The 14,363-nt window shown below is 50.9% G+C and carries 13 protein-coding genes; 7 read left to right on the forward strand and 6 right to left on the reverse strand.

Annotation, left to right across the window (positions count from 1 at the left end):
• Positions 1 to 31: 31 nt before the first annotated feature.
• A complete protein-coding gene (locus ACFOET_RS06040; RefSeq protein WP_379020603.1) occupies positions 32 to 889 on the forward strand; it encodes a mechanosensitive ion channel family protein in 858 nt (285 codons plus the stop codon).
• Here the strand turns inward: ACFOET_RS06040 and uxaC are convergent.
• The 3 genes from uxaC to ACFOET_RS06055 form a co-directional block, all read right to left on the reverse strand.
• The gene (gene uxaC, locus ACFOET_RS06045) at positions 886 to 2,292 is read right to left on the reverse strand and encodes a glucuronate isomerase (protein WP_379020605.1); all 1,407 of its coding nucleotides are present in this window, start codon (positions 2,290 to 2,292) and stop codon (positions 886 to 888) included. The genes ACFOET_RS06040 and uxaC overlap by 4 nt on opposite strands.
• A gap of 22 nt (positions 2,293 to 2,314) precedes the next feature.
• Positions 2,315 to 3,484 (reverse strand): mannonate dehydratase, encoded by a 1,170-nt coding sequence (uxuA, locus tag ACFOET_RS06050; RefSeq protein WP_379020607.1) that lies wholly within the window; start codon positions 3,482 to 3,484, stop codon positions 2,315 to 2,317.
• A 164-nt stretch (positions 3,485 to 3,648) separates the two neighbouring features.
• Positions 3,649 to 4,470, reverse strand: coding sequence for an SDR family oxidoreductase (locus ACFOET_RS06055; RefSeq protein ID WP_379020609.1), 822 nt, complete (start codon positions 4,468 to 4,470; stop codon positions 3,649 to 3,651).
• Positions 4,471 to 4,719: 249 nt separating this feature from the next.
• On the opposite strand from ACFOET_RS06055, the gene ACFOET_RS06060 reads away from it, so the two are divergent.
• The 3 genes from ACFOET_RS06060 to ACFOET_RS06070 all read left to right on the forward strand — a co-directional run bounded on the left by ACFOET_RS06060 (position 4,720) and on the right by ACFOET_RS06070 (position 7,743).
• On the forward strand, positions 4,720 to 5,004 hold the full coding sequence (locus tag ACFOET_RS06060; RefSeq protein WP_379020611.1) for an HU family DNA-binding protein: 285 nt from the start codon (positions 4,720 to 4,722) through the stop codon (positions 5,002 to 5,004).
• Between the two features lie 37 nt (positions 5,005 to 5,041).
• On the forward strand, positions 5,042 to 5,875 hold the full coding sequence (locus tag ACFOET_RS06065) for a tetratricopeptide repeat protein (protein WP_379020613.1): 834 nt from the start codon (positions 5,042 to 5,044) through the stop codon (positions 5,873 to 5,875).
• A 314-nt stretch (positions 5,876 to 6,189) separates the two neighbouring features.
• Complete coding sequence (locus tag ACFOET_RS06070; RefSeq protein WP_379020615.1) at positions 6,190 to 7,743, forward strand: Rne/Rng family ribonuclease; 1,554 nt, start codon at positions 6,190 to 6,192, stop codon at positions 7,741 to 7,743.
• Between the two features lie 97 nt (positions 7,744 to 7,840).
• Here the strand turns inward: ACFOET_RS06070 and miaA are convergent, their stop codons facing one another.
• A complete protein-coding gene (miaA, locus tag ACFOET_RS06075) occupies positions 7,841 to 8,737 on the reverse strand; it encodes a tRNA (adenosine(37)-N6)-dimethylallyltransferase MiaA (protein ID WP_379020617.1) in 897 nt (298 codons plus the stop codon).
• An 18-nt stretch (positions 8,738 to 8,755) separates the two neighbouring features.
• Complete coding sequence (locus tag ACFOET_RS06080; protein ID WP_379020619.1) at positions 8,756 to 9,556, reverse strand: hypothetical protein; 801 nt, start codon at positions 9,554 to 9,556, stop codon at positions 8,756 to 8,758.
• Between the two features lie 83 nt (positions 9,557 to 9,639).
• Here ACFOET_RS06080 and ACFOET_RS06085 point away from each other — a divergent pair, with 83 nt between their 5' ends.
• From ACFOET_RS06085 to radA, 3 genes are read left to right on the forward strand one after another with little or no spacing between them, the layout of a single operon-like run.
• On the forward strand, positions 9,640 to 11,421 hold the full coding sequence (locus ACFOET_RS06085) for a serine hydrolase domain-containing protein (RefSeq protein WP_379020621.1): 1,782 nt from the start codon (positions 9,640 to 9,642) through the stop codon (positions 11,419 to 11,421).
• The gene (locus tag ACFOET_RS06090; protein ID WP_379020623.1) at positions 11,418 to 12,590 is read left to right on the forward strand and encodes a dipeptidase; all 1,173 of its coding nucleotides are present in this window, start codon (positions 11,418 to 11,420) and stop codon (positions 12,588 to 12,590) included. The genes ACFOET_RS06085 and ACFOET_RS06090 overlap by 4 nt, the downstream gene beginning before the upstream one ends.
• A 2-nt stretch (positions 12,591 to 12,592) precedes the next feature.
• Positions 12,593 to 13,972, forward strand: a complete 1,380-nt coding sequence (gene radA / locus ACFOET_RS06095; RefSeq protein ID WP_379020625.1) for a DNA repair protein RadA — start codon at positions 12,593 to 12,595, stop codon at positions 13,970 to 13,972.
• Between the two features lie 22 nt (positions 13,973 to 13,994).
• On the opposite strand, the gene ACFOET_RS06100 is transcribed toward radA, so the two are convergent.
• Positions 13,995 to 14,363 carry a YccF domain-containing protein gene (locus tag ACFOET_RS06100; RefSeq protein WP_379020627.1) on the reverse strand — a complete coding sequence of 123 codons (369 nt, stop codon included), beginning with the start codon at positions 14,361 to 14,363 and terminating at the stop codon, positions 13,995 to 13,997.

The raw sequence follows: 14,363 nt of genomic DNA on the forward strand, positions 1-14,363 counted from the left end.
TAATTTTCTACTTATCGCAAACTTATTTCGTATGCAAAATCAAGAAGTGGTCACCTTCGACAACTTTAACGATCACTGGGAAAAATTCTGGTCAGCGGCCATTGAGTGGGGTCCTCGCATGGCAATAGCACTGATTTCCTCGGTATTGATCTTCCTCGTAGGTTCGTGGGTGATCAAAATTTTCATGAGGTACCTGACTACCATGTTTGAACGGCGGAGAGTCGATATTTCGCTTAGGAAATTCCTGGGTACGTTCGTCAGGTGGATGCTTAATATCCTGCTGTTTGTACTGATCATTACGCAATTAGGCGTGCAAACGTCGGCTTTTGTAGCAATGATCGGCGCTGCGGGTCTGGCTGTCGGTCTGGCATTGCAAGGCTCACTCTCCAACTTTGCGGGCGGTATTCTGATCCTTACGCTCAAGCCGTTCCGGGTGGGAGACTACATACAGTCAAGCAGCGGTGAGTCGGGCACCGTGAAAGAAATTGACATATTTGCCACCAAATTGCACACACCACAGAACCAACTGGTAGTGGTTCCGAATGGCTCACTGTCCAACAGTAGCATCATCAATTACTCGCTGTTGGGTACCCGGCGAACCTGGTTTGACATCGGCGTATCCTACAACGCGGACCTCCGGCTAGCTAAACAGCTGCTATTGGAGGTGGTACAAAGCAACGAGCATGCTTTTACCGACCCCGCCCCACAGATTGTGGTAACAGAGTTGGGTGATAGTGCAGTCAACCTTTCTGTACGCGTGACGACCAGCAATGAACACTTCTGGGAAATGCAGGAGCAACTCATTATCGACTGCAAGGCGGCATTGGACAACGCCGGCATTGAGATTCCATTTCCCCAGCGCGACGTGCATATCAAAAATAAAAATTAGGTCAGCCCGAAATAGCTCTTCGCATTGAAATAGCTGATATCCTGTATGATCTTGCCCGTCCAGGCGATGTCGCTGGGCAAAAGCCCCTTTTCGATGTCTTCAGCAAAAAGGTTGCAAAGCAGCCGCCTGAAATACTCATGCCTAGAATAGGACAGGAAACTTCGCGAGTCGGTTAGCATGCCCACAAAACAGCTGATGAGCCCAATGTTTGATAGGGTATTTATCTGGTGCGTCATGCCGTCTAGTTGGTCCAAAAACCACCATCCGGAACCAAATTGCATTTTTCCTTTCACCCCTTCACGCTGAAAGTTGCCCATCATCGCGGCAAACACCGCATTGTCGGACGGGTTGAGGTTATAAACCACCGTTTTGGCCAATCGGTCTTCTTCCTCCAACGCGTTGAAAAACTGTTGCATGGCCTCCGCTTGCCTGAAATCCCCGATCGAGTCATATCCTGTATCTGCTCCCAGCTCCCGTAGCTTCCTGCTATTGGTGTCGCGCAGTGGGCCGAGGTGAAATTGCTGTACCCAGCCTTTGTCATGGTATAGTTTGCACAGCTCCGATAGGACCGCATAGGTAAAAGCCTCTTCGTGTTCGGCGGCAAGTCGGTCATCCCCGCTGAGCACCTGTTTGAACACCTCATTGAGAGAAATGGACGATGTACCCTTATGAGGCAAGTGACTCAGCCCGTGGTCGGCGATGCGGCAGCCCTGACTGTGGAAATAATATAATCGATTCCATAGTGCATCCAACAAGGTGTCTATATCGACAATAGCCACTCCGCTGCTTGACTGCAACCGCTCAATATACTGCCGGTAAGCATCGCCCCGGCTGAGCTGGAACGCCTTGTCGGGCCTGAATGTCGGCAGTACTTTCGTCTGAAATCCCGATTTGCCGATGGCTTGGTGGTGCTTCAGGTCATCTGCCGGGTCATCTGTCGTACCCACCATTTCTACACGGAAATGCCCAAGCAAACCTCGGGGCGAAAACCCCGGAGCCTGCAGTTGTGCCGTCGTGGTTTCGAAAATAGCGTCTGCATTATCCGGGCCTAAGAGCTCGTGGATACCGAACGGATTTTTCAGCTCCATATGAGTCCAATGGTACAGTGGATTGCGCAAAGTATAGGGCACCGCTTCGGCCCATTTCCGGAATTTATCGCGATCATCCGCGTCGCCAGTGATGTACCGCTCCGCAATACCCAAGGCACGCTGTGCCCGCCATTTGTAATGATCCCCAGCCAGCCAGATGTCAGTGATGTTGCGGAAGTTCGCATCGGAAGCAACCACATCGGGGGGGAGGTGTGAATGGTAATCAATTATCGGCAATTCCTTTGCGTATTCGTGGTAAAGCCTAACCGCGGTATTCGACAGCAACAAGAAGTTATCGTGGAGGAAGTAAGCCATAATTATTCGGTTCGTGTAGCAATTATTGTCCAAGAATTCCTAATTCCAGCCCCCGCAGCTCTGCCAGTCCCCGAAGACGGCCTATGGCGGAATAGCCTGGAGCAGTGGTTTTTTGCAAGTCGTCCAACATTTGGTGACCATGGTCTGGCCGGAATGGGATTGCTTGATCCCTCCGTTGATTTTCCGCCGTCAATGCGTTCATCAACGTATACATATTGACATCACCGTCCAAGTGATCAGCCTCAAAAAAGTTGCCCTGATCATCTTTCTTTACATTACGCAAGTGCGCAAAATAAACCCGCTCCTTCACCGCGTCAAAAATGGCCGGGATGTCATTCGATACGCCAGCACCCAACGAGCCCGTACAGAAGCAGATGCCATTGAACGGCTTATCCAGCTCACGGATAATGTACAGCAGGTCTTCTTTGCTGCTGGCAATGCGCGGCAACCCCAGGATGGGATAAGGAGGGTCGTCGGGGTGAATGGTCATCCGGATACCGCTTTCCTCACAAACGTCCGCAATAGCCGATAGAAACCAAATCAGGTTTCGGCGAAGACCGTCGAAACCGATGGCGCCATATTCGCGGATACTCTCACGCAGTTCGTCCAACTCGATGCTGCGCTCGCCCGGAATACCCATCAGGATATTGCTGTTCAGCAACTCGATTTGCTGCTGCGTATACACGTCAAACCGCTTTTCGGCTTCCTCCTTTATTTCCTCCGAATAGTCCTGCTCAGCTCCCGCCCTTTTCAAGACAAACAAGTCGAATACGGCCAAATCATTCCAGTTGAAATACAACGCCTTTGAACCGTCCTTCATCTGTAGATCGAGTTGCGTGCGCGTCCAGTCCAAGACCGGCATGAAGTTGTAGCAAACGGTCTTGATGCCTTCCTGGGAAAGGTTTCGCAAGCTTTGCCGATAATTATCAAGGTATTGCTCCGCATCAGGCCTGCGCGTTTTAATGGCTTCGTGCACCGGCAGGCTTTCTACCACACTCCAGGTAAGCCCCGCAGCTTCTATCTCGGCCCTGCGCTCACGGATATCCTGCAGCGGCCACACGTCACCGTGCGGTATATGATGGAGCGCCGTAACGATGCCTGTGGCGCCGGCCTGTTTGATGTCTTGCAGGGAAACCGAGTCAGCAGGTCCATACCACCTCCAAGTTTGTTCAAGTTTTTTGATCATTTGCATTCATTTTATTGGTCTCAGCCGTCAGCTAACAGCCTTCAGCGTTATCCTTCCTCGTTGTTGCTCCTTAATCGTCAATCTCGATTCTTTGCGCTTCATTTTCCAACTTATCCTCTCCGTTGCCTGATTCCCTTGCTCGCCGGCTTTCTTCATTCACTTAGCCACTTTCACACCCCACTCCACGCGTTAAATCCACCGTCTACCAAAATGGTTTCGCCGGTGATAAAACCTGAAGCATCACTCAATAAAAAAATCAACGCCCCGGTCAGCTCTTCCGGCGCGCCAAGCCTGCCGTAGGCTGTATTATTTACGAAGCGCTGTGCCCGGTCGGTGTACGATCCATCTGAGTTGGTGAGCAGCGTGCGGTTTTGCTCCGTGAGGAATACACCTGGCGCAATAGCATTGACACGCACCTTGTCGCCGTATCGTTGCGCCAACTCTACAGCCATCCATTTAGTATAGCCCTCAACCGCGCATTTAGCCATATTGTAGCCCATCACCCGGGTGATTGCCTGCTGCGCGGCCAGCGACGAGATATTCACGATGGATCCTTTGCCTTTCTCTGCGATTACCCTTCCAAATATCTGCGTAGGTATCACTGTTCCGAATAAGTTCAGCTCGACCGCCCTTTGGGTATCGGCAATACTGGTATCAAATAAGTTTTGTTCAGGACCGATCGTCGCTCCCGGGATGTTTCCGCCTGCCGCGTTAACCAACCCATCGATCGTGCCCCACGCGTCCAATATTTCGTTTTTCGCCCGCTGTAGGGCCTGTTCGTCCAGCACATCGGTGATGACAGCCATCGCCTCGCCCCCAGAGGACGTAATGGCAGCAACGCGAGCCTCAGCGCGCTCCCGGTTGCGCCCCAGCACAGCCACCTTGGCTCCCGCTGCAGCGGTAGCAAGCGCAAAAGACTCCCCCAAAACCCCCGTGGCACCGGTAATTACCACTACCTTGCCAGCTAACGAAAACTGCTGTATTCCTTCCATAATAATAATTAAAGGTCTATCGTTTCTAAACTCCAATATTAGTCAAAATTGGGCTTACCCACACACCTTTTTCCGGGAAATATCTACGAAAACGTTGTAGCACTGGTTTTCGAAAAAATGGCCAAAGCCATTCATTTACAAATTTTTAACATTTTTATTTTAAGATGTCGTTTTAAAGCGATACTTTTGCATCCCCAACAAGGAGAGGGCTTACGTGTTGAAAAATAAATAATTACAAAAAATATAGATATGACTAAAGCAGAAATTATCGCAGAGATCTCTAATAAGACAGGGTTAGAGAAAGTAGATGTTCAGGAAACGGTAGAAGCCTTTTTTAAAGTGGTAAAAAATGCGATGGTTAGTGGAGAGAATGTTTATGTAAGGGGTTTCGGTAGTTTTGTCGTGAAAAAAAGAGCGGAAAAAACCGCACGCAATATCTCAAAGAATACCGCAATCATTATCCCTGCGCACTTCGTGCCTACATTTAAGCCGGCAAAGACCTTTGTCGAAAAAGTAAAGGCAGGCAATAAATAATTTCTGCTCCCTTCCGGGCAATTTATCATACCCAACTATGCAGCAAAGGACCAAACAGATAGCCGCCGTCGCCCTTACTATTTCACTTATGGGGTTTCTTTTGGCGCAACCTATCAAAGGTTTGGTCAACGAAGATAAAAGCGATGCGGCCAACACCGGGGCTTCGCAATTGGTCACCCTCGAGTCGGTTTCCCAGCAGGCTAAACAAGGGCTTAATGCTAATATTATTAAGGATATCTCGGATATAGAGCGTCAACTGCAGGCCGCCTCGGACACCGAAAAAGTCAGCCTGTTGCAACAGCTGGCATCAAAGTGGGACGATGTAAACAGGCCCGCTCCACTTGGTTTCGTTTACGAGGAGCTGGCGAATCTTGAATCCAGGTTTGAGTACTGGCTGAACGCGGGTAATGCGTATCGCACGTCATACACCAATATGCAGGATACGCTGGCGGCAAGAGCGCTCAATGAAAAGGCAATACATGCATACCAAAGAGCCCTGGAGCTTGACGCGGATAACCTGGACGCAAAAACAGGGCTCGGAAGTGCTTACGTAAGCGGCACGAACAACCCTATGGCTGGAATCGCACTCCTGCAGGAAGTGGTTAAAGCTGACCCCTCGCATATCGAAGCAAACAAGAGCTTAGGACTGTTCTCGATGCAGTCGCGCCAGTTCGACCGTGCTATCGACCGCTTTAAAACCGTCGTGTCATTACAGCCGGACGCTGAATCTTATTTTTACCTAGCCACAAGCTACGAAAACATCGGGTTGAAACGGGAGGCTATCGCTGCTTATGAAAACAGCCGCGATCTTGCTGCCGACCCAACTCTCACTCAGTTCATCAATCGGAAAATCGACGAATTGAGTAAGTAATCATTATATTATTCATTTAAAAAAATTTAAGCTATGCCAAGCGGAAAGAAAAGAAAAAGACACAAAATGGCTACCCACAAGCGTAAAAAACGTTTAAGAAAAAACAGGCATAAGAAGAAATAGCCCTTCCTGACACAGGTACCCACTTCTGGCATGGGGTATATAAATGAACGTGATTTCACCATCGAACTCTGCCTCATTTAACACGACCAGAAGAATTGGGTGTGTTGGTTAATTAAACGTTTTATTGTTTTATTCGAAGCGGTGCATTGGCTGCATTAGCCACTTGTCCGCTTTGCAAAAAAAAGTAGCTGTTGATAAAGGAGTTAATCATCGATTCAGCTCCCGATAAGGGAGTTACTATCGCTTTACTTCAGGATAAACAGCTTGTAGAGCTCAACAAGGAACAGGTAAACAACAACTACGCTGTAGGTGATATTTATCTCGGCAGGATAAAAAAGATAATGCCCGGCCTCAACGCCGCCTTCGTGGATGTTGGATATTCCAAGGACGCTTTCCTGCATTACCTCGACTTGGGGCCTCAGGTCCAGTCGCTCATCAAGCTCACCAAACTGGTAAAGAACGGCAGTTACAAAGAAAAACTGCTTGATAGTCTAAAGTTAGAAAAAGACATCAACAAGGCGGGAAAAATTTCAGAGGTGTTGTCCCGCAACATGTTGCTGCCGGTCCAGATAGCAAAAGAGCCCATCTCTACCAAGGGGCCCCGGCTGAGCTCAGACCTGTCCATTGCGGGCCGGTATGTGGTATTGGTACCGTTTTCCAGCGCCGTATCTATCTCAAAGCGTATAAAAGGAAATGCGGAGCGCAGTCGGCTCAAAAAAATCGTAGAAAGCATCAAGCCGTCCAATTTCGGCGTCATCATCCGGACGGTTTCGGAAGGTAAGGGAGTAGCTGAGCTACAAAAGGATTTACTGGATCTCATTTCCAAGTGGGAAGTGCTAACCAGCCGCTTACGCTCAACAGAACCCTCGCAGAAAGTGCTTGGGGAGATGGACCGTACTTCTACCATCCTCAGGGACATCCTTACCGATGAGTTTTCACATATCCATGTGAATGACCCGGCCATCTATGAGGAAACACGGTCCTACGTGCAGGAGATTTCACCTGACTTAGAAAAGATCGTAAAGCTGTATAAGCATAAGGAGCCCATTTTCGAACATTTCGGTGTGGAGCGGCAAATCAAAGCGGCCTTCGGCAAGACGGTAAACCTGCACGGCGGAGCTTACCTTGTCATCGAACATACGGAGGCGCTGCACGTCATTGACGTCAATAGCGGCAACCGAACGGCCAACAAGGAAAATCAGGAAGAAAACGCACTTCAGGTAAACATGGAAGCGGCTAAGGAGATTGCGCGTCAATTGCGTCTCCGTGACATGGGGGGAATCGTGGTCATTGATTTCATCGACATGCACAAGCCCGCTAACCGCAAAGAGCTACATGCGTTTCTTAAGCAATGCATGGCAGCAGACCGCGCGCGGCATACGATACTACCCCCCAGCAAGTTCGGCTTGGTACAGATTACCCGGCAGCGGGTGCGGCCCGAAATGAACATCGTTACCAACGAAAAATGCCCGGCCTGCGACGGTACAGGCGAAATCCGCTCAAGCATCGTTTTGATGGATGATATTGAAAACAACCTCAGCTTTATCCTCCAAGAGCAGAACGAAAAGGACATTACGCTGTGTGTTCATCCGTATATCTATGCCTTTATCAAGTCCGGCTTTATTTCCCGTCGGATGAAATGGTATTTCAAATTCGGGAGATGGATCAAGGTAAAACCGGTTGCATCCTATTACCTGACCGAGTTCCATTTCTTCAACGGCAAGGACGTAGAAATCAAGTTGTAAACATAGCAACGCGGGGCGGCAGGATGATAATTGGCAAACACAATCGGTGCTAAATTGCGCAACCGATTGTGCTGCTGAGATAATCCATAAGGTCAGGTTACCGGAGCCAGGATGCCAATATAAAGGTGCACTGTTCTTCAACCGGACCTTCCTTCAACCACTGAATCCTTATTCCGTCTTTCTCCATCTTCCGAAAGTAGGTCATTTGCCGCTTGGCGTAACGGTGGATTTCGGTGTTGAGCCGGGCAAAAAACGTCGGATAATCCAGTTCGCCCAACAAGTACTGGGTAGTGAATTTGTATTCAAGGCCATAATACTTCAGTCGCTCGGCGGGTACTCCTTTTTGCAGCAGCCCTCTTACCTCATCCACCAAGCCGGCATCGAGGCGCTGCTGGAGCCGGTTCGTGATTCTTTGGCGGCGCTGTTCAACCGGAGGGTTTAGCCCGAAAACGACGGCTTTCGGAATAGCCGTCTGCATGGGCAGGGCGTTTGCCTCACACCAATGAGCTATTTCTACCGCCCGAATCACCCGCTTGCGGGTGCTGACGTCGGCGGTAAACCCAGTTGGAAGCACCAGCTGGCCCAGCCGCACCCGCAGCGCTTCGATCGACATAACCGCCAGCTCCGATCGCAAGGCAGGGTTTACGGGCACATCGCTGTAGGCAAAGTCTTGTATCACGGATTGGATATATAGTCCGGTACCGCCACATAAAATCGGCTGCTTCCCCGCTGCACAGATGGTATCAAGGGCTTTCCGGAAATCTTCTCGGTACTGAGACACATGGTATACATCCCCCGCTTCACGGATATCGATGAGGCGGTGGGACACATCGCCATAGACATCAAGATCCTTACCGGTGCCTACGTCCATCCCGCGAAACACCTGCCGGGAGTCTGCGCTGATGATGACCCCGTTTATTCGCTTGGCCACCTCCACAGACAATCGTGTCTTGCCAGACGCCGTGGGGCCGAGGATGACCAGCAGCTTTTTCATCCGAAATGCAGCTTGTTCTTATACGCTTTTCACCAGCTTAATGCTGCCGGCACTATACACAGGGTTGTATCCGCGCTTCCTGCGCTCTTCAATTGACTTATTCGCAATATCTGGAGGAAGCGTACTTTCATAATACCGTTTCATGGTGCGCGTGTCTACCCAAAACACCTGGGGTTCGATTTCACCAACGATTATGAAGCCTGTATTGCGGTAACTGCTGCCGTCCGACCAGTCCTTGTCGGCATAAGTCATGATGTCTCCCGGCATGAATTCCTGTTCGAAGGCGTCAAGCAGCTTGCTGAAGCCGCCCACTACCTGGAGACCCTGCTTATGGCAAAACCGGAGCAGCTCATAAGATCGATAGTTTTCCGGCTTGCCTTCCATCTTCCGCCCCCCGCTGAAGACAGCAGCCGCCACTAACTCCCCTTGGTGATACAAACCATATCGATATTTACCCGGTAAGGACACCTGCAGGTGGTGCTCCTCCTGGAAAGCCAATGCAGTGGGTTTATCTATACGCGCAGCCACGGTGTTCCTCGCATGGATGCGCCGCGCCTGACCGCCCAAAGCAGCCAACCGACTGAGCAAAATGTCCGGCTTTGTAATCCATAGGTCCTCATCGACATGGATACAGCGCGTCCCGTTACTTACCGTTACTCGCCTTTCTGCACCACTAAGGTAATATACAACGCTGATGGGCAGATCTTCGGCATATAAAAAGCAGATGCTTTCCGAGAGCGCCTTTAGCTCAAATTCCGTATGCAGCCGGCCTTGCAAAGCCGTAAGGAACTTATAAAACGAACTGTTGATGTTAAACATGAAACAGGTTAATGAAACACAAAAATCACAAAAATTCCAAGAGATAGCTATTTTTTGTGCAAATTAGCGATATTCGTTTTCATATGAGAAAAATCCTTTCATTATTATGGCTTACTTTGTGTTGTTTCCATGGCAGCTACACGGTGCTTGCACAAGTGCAGCGGCCAAAAACCAACTTGACAGTCCTACTCAATAACCAAACAAGGGTTATCCCGTTGCGCAATCTCGATAAGCGCGATATTGCGTGTATTACTCCGCCGAACAACCCTGTGCTGTCCGCATTTGGAGATTACCTCTCCCGGTACGCTCCTGTCGCTCACTGTAAGCAACCAACAGACGCTGCAAGCTTCAGCGATACCGATAAACAATTGAAGTTCTATAACACCGTCATAATCGCCGTGAATGCGGCAGATCTGGGAGATAAGCGCCTGCTACAATTTATCAGTACACAAGCCATAGGCAAGCAGATAGTTCTGTCCGTATTCGGAGGCGGCCCGAACTTGCATGAACTCGATTTAATCCATTATCCTATCTTGTGGAACCCGGAAGCAACTGAGACGGCCGCAAGGAATTCGGCGATGTCCGTATTCGGTGGGCTTGCCTGTACGGCGCGCCTGCCGCAGTCGCTTTCAGCGAGGTATGCATCCGGTGCCGGCTTTACCACCGAGCAGACGAGGCTTGCGTATGCTGATGCCACAGCATTGGGCATTGATGGCGCACGTTTAGAGGCCGATATTGATGCTATCGTGGCTGAAGCCATCCGCGAACAGGCCACTCCCGGGGCCGTGGTCATGGTAGCCAGAAACGGTAGTGTGATTTTCGAGAAAGCTTATGGTCACCATACCTATGAAAAGCAAACACTCACGGCCGTATCCGATATTTTTGACATGGCCTCTATCACTAAAATCGCAGCAACGACACCCGCAATCATGCGTCTTGCCGAGCGGGGTGTCATCAATCTCGACAGCACCATAGGCCACTACCTGCTTCAGGCGCAAGGCACTAATAAAGACCGGTCCACGCTGCGCGACGTGATGCTCCACGAAGCCGGCTTTATCCCGTTTATCCCCTTTTACCGCGAATTGAAACCTAGCGACCTCAGCACGGATTCATCCGCGGCATATGCGGTCAAGGTGGCGGATGGCTGCTACATCCGCACAGGCTATTACGAAGATGTAATGTGGCCGACTATGCTCCATTCCAAGCTCAACGCATCGGGTTCTTATGTATATAGCGACATCAGCATGTATGTAATGAAGGAAGTGGCCGAGCACCAAACCGGAATTCCCATCCAGAATTACATCCAACGGGAGTTTTACCGCCCCTTGGGCATGCAGACTGCCGGATATCTGCCGCGCCTGCGTTTTCTGAAAAAACACATTGTGCCCACCGAAGACGACAAGACATTCAGAAAAACGCTGTTGCAAGGCTATGTGCATGACCAGGGGGCAGCTATGGCCGGCGGTGTAGCAGGCCATGCGGGCTTGTTTGCCACGGCAAACGACCTGGCTATTTATGGGCAAATGTTGCTTAACAGAGGCGTTTACGGCGGCGAACGATACTTTAAAGCAGAAACCGTGGATTTGTTTACCTCCCGCCAATCGGCCACCAGCAGACGCGGGCTTGGTTTTGACCGCTGGGATCCTGATACAACAAAGCACTATCCGTCGAAGCTGGCTTCAGATGCAACCTATGGACATACCGGGTATACGGGCACCTGCATCTGGATTGATCCAAAAGAACAGCTGACCTATATCTTTCTCTCCAACCGGGTGCACCCGGCTGTTAGCTCCAAATTGATCACGCTCAACATCAGGAGCAGGATTCAGGATGCCATCTACGGAGCGATCAATACCGCGAAATGAACCGAATAAAACAATCCTTGATCTGTTGTGCCTGCATGCTGTGGGTGTGCCAGGCTCTGGCACAGGATACCCGAGTTCAGCGCATTCATGAGGAAGCCCTCGTCATCGATGCGCACAATGACGTGCTGTACCGATCTGTCATGCGGGGAAAGGACATCGGTCGCCGAATCCAGACCGGTCATTCCGACCTGCCCCGTCTCCGTGAAGGCGGGGTCGATGTGCAAGTATTTGCCGTATGGTGCGACGAAAAATACGGCGAAGGAACAGCCTTCGCCTATGCCAACAAGCAGATCGACGCATTGATGAGCGTGATTCGGGACTATCCCGGGGCGATCGCGCTGGCGACCGACGTTAAAAGCATCAAGCAGGTTGTAAGCCAAGGGAAAATCGCGGCACTTATCGGCATCGAAGGAGGCCACATGATCGAATCACGCATCGATTACCTCGATAGCTTATTCAAACGTGGGGCACGCTACCTTACGCTCACCTGGAACAACAGCTTACCCTGGGCATCCTCCGCAACGGACGAAGCGAGGAACCCCCAGCGGTTAAAGCACAAGGGGCTGAACGACTTCGGCCGTCAGGTTGTCCGAAGGATGAACGAACTGGGCATGATGGTCGATCTTTCGCACGTAGGCCGCCAAACGTTTTTCGATGTCATGCAAGTTACCACAAAGCCCATACTCGTGTCGCACAGCAACGCGTATGCGTTGATGGCACACCCGCGCAACCTACAGGACGACCAGATCAAAGCCGTTGCTGAAAACGGCGGCGTAATCTGTCTCAACTTCTACTCCGGGTTCCTTGACCCCATACACTACGCCAAAATCAATCAGCTATATAAAAAGTATGTTGCCGTCCACGATACCGTCAAACGCTCCACTGACGCTAAATATAACTTGTTACCGCCGACAGCGAAAGAACAGCTCCGACCGTCGCTGTCGATCTTGCTGGATCACATTGATTACATGGTGAATGTAGCGGGGATTAACCATGTAGGCATCGGTAGCGATTTTGATGGCATCACATCTACCCCGAAAGGTTTGGATGATTGCCGTGATTTCCCAAAGATTACTGCGGGACTGCTCCAGCGGGGTTACTCCGAAGCCGATATCAGAAAAATACTGGGGGAAAATGTGCTTCGCGTGATGGAAGCACAGGAGGAATAGCAATGGCAAAAACAAAGACCACATATTTCTGTCAAAACTGCGGCTACGAATCGGCCAAATGGCTTGGCAAGTGCCCGTCGTGCAATGAATGGAACACCTTCGTCGAAGAGATAGCAACAAAAACGGGCGTACGTGCCCCGGATTGGCGAACAGCGACCGGCACGGCCAAGCGGACCAGTCGTGCCGCTGCGATCCACGAGATTGTCCACGCCGAAGAAATGCGCATCGTCACACCTGACGGCGAACTCAACCGGGTGCTGGGCGGCGGTATCGTGCCGGGTTCATTGGTCCTCATCGGCGGCGAGCCCGGCATCGGCAAATCTACGCTGCTACTGCAGCTCGCCCTCAACATACCTGGAACGAAAACCCTTTACATTTCAGGCGAAGAAAGCGAACAGCAACTTAAAATGCGGGCCGAACGGCTTTCTCAGGCGTCTAAAGCGGAGTGCTATATTCTCACGGAAACGGCTACCCAGCATATATTCAAGCAAATTGAGGTCCTTGCCCCTCAATTGATCGTTATCGATTCAATACAGACCTTGCATTCCGTCCACATCGATGCTGCCCCAGGCAGCGTGTCTCAGGTACGCGAATGCACGGCTGAGCTGCTGCGCTTTGCTAAAGAAACGGCGATACCGGTACTTATAATCGGCCACATCACTAAAGATGGCGCCATCGCCGGCCCCAAGGTGCTGGAGCACATGGTCGATACCGTCCTGCAGTTTGAGGGCGACCGCCACCATGCATACCGCATCCTGCGCTCGGTGAAAAACCGGTTTGGCTCGGCTTCCGAACTGGGTATCTACGAAATGCAAGGGACAGGGCTCAGGGAGGTGAGCAACCCCTCTGAAATCCTCCTCTCGCAACGAGAAGACCGGATGAGCGGCATTGCCATCGCCGCCATGCTAGAGGGCATGCGTCCCATGCTTATCGAGGTACAGGCGTTGGTGAGCAACTCCGCGTACGGCACACCCCAGCGCTCGTCAACCGGATTTGACACGCGGAGGATGAACATGCTGCTGGCTGTACTTGAAAAGCGCTTCGGCTTCCGGCTCAGTGCACAGGATGTGTTCCTGAATATCGCCGGCGGCTTACGTGTAGAAGACCCCGCCATAGACCTGGCCGTGATTACCGCAATCATCTCATCGCAGCAGGATATTCCCGTGGCAACCACGGAGACGTTCGCCGGGGAAGTGGGTTTATCGGGCGAAATACGTGCCGTGAATCGCATCGAACAGCGCATAGCAGAGGCCGAAAAACTCGGCTTTGGCACAATTTATATATCGAAGTACAATACAAGGGGGTTAGATGCAGGCAAATACGGCATCCGCGTCAAACCTGTCGCGAAGGTAGAGGAGGTATTTCAAGCTATCTTCGGATAGGTCGATGGTGTCAGTTCACCTGTCAGTTTACCGACTTCCCAAACGGCGTAAACGCAAGCGCCATGAGCTTGAAATGCTGCCTTCCAAAGGGGATGCCAATGATCGTGATGCAGAGAATCACCCCGAAGAAGAAATGCGTGAGGGCCACCCAGATCCCACCGAACACAATCCATACGATATTCATCAAGGTAAATAGACAACCGGTACTGGACGGGCGGTTGGTCACCACGGTGCCAAAGGGTATCAATGAGGCAATAGCCAACTTGAACAGCTGTATTCCGAAAGGGATGCCCACAATGGTCAGGCACAACACGAATCCGCCGATAATGTATTCCAGACAGATAAGAAATCCACCGAAAAGGATCCAGACCAAGTTGCCGATCAGGTTCAT

The organism is Parapedobacter deserti, assembly GCF_042646065.1.
Taxonomy (GTDB): domain Bacteria; phylum Bacteroidota; class Bacteroidia; order Sphingobacteriales; family Sphingobacteriaceae; genus Parapedobacter; species Parapedobacter deserti.

Bases quoted from the DNA above. Each gene is read 5' to 3' on its own strand.
- ACFOET_RS06085 (WP_379020621.1), top strand. From the start codon at position 9,640: ATGAGAAAAATCCTTTCATTATTATGGCTTACTTTGTGTTGTTTCCAT.
- uxuA (WP_379020607.1), bottom strand. From the start codon at position 3,484: ATGCAAATGATCAAAAAACTTGAACAAACTTGGAGGTGGTATGGACCT.
- miaA (WP_379020617.1), bottom strand. From the start codon at position 8,737: ATGAAAAAGCTGCTGGTCATCCTCGGCCCCACGGCGTCTGGCAAGACA.
- ACFOET_RS06065 (WP_379020613.1), top strand. From the start codon at position 5,042: ATGCAGCAAAGGACCAAACAGATAGCCGCCGTCGCCCTTACTATTTCA.
- ACFOET_RS06100 (WP_379020627.1), bottom strand. From the start codon at position 14,363: ATGAACCTGATCGGCAACTTGGTCTGGATCCTTTTCGGTGGATTTCTT.
- ACFOET_RS06090 (WP_379020623.1), top strand. From the start codon at position 11,418: ATGAACCGAATAAAACAATCCTTGATCTGTTGTGCCTGCATGCTGTGG.
- ACFOET_RS06040 (WP_379020603.1), top strand. From the start codon at position 32: ATGCAAAATCAAGAAGTGGTCACCTTCGACAACTTTAACGATCACTGG.
- ACFOET_RS06080 (WP_379020619.1), bottom strand. From the start codon at position 9,556: ATGTTTAACATCAACAGTTCGTTTTATAAGTTCCTTACGGCTTTGCAA.
- ACFOET_RS06055 (WP_379020609.1), bottom strand. From the start codon at position 4,470: ATGGAAGGAATACAGCAGTTTTCGTTAGCTGGCAAGGTAGTGGTAATT.
- ACFOET_RS06060 (WP_379020611.1), top strand. From the start codon at position 4,720: ATGACTAAAGCAGAAATTATCGCAGAGATCTCTAATAAGACAGGGTTA.
- radA (WP_379020625.1), top strand. From the start codon at position 12,593: ATGGCAAAAACAAAGACCACATATTTCTGTCAAAACTGCGGCTACGAA.
- uxaC (WP_379020605.1), bottom strand. From the start codon at position 2,292: ATGGCTTACTTCCTCCACGATAACTTCTTGTTGCTGTCGAATACCGCG.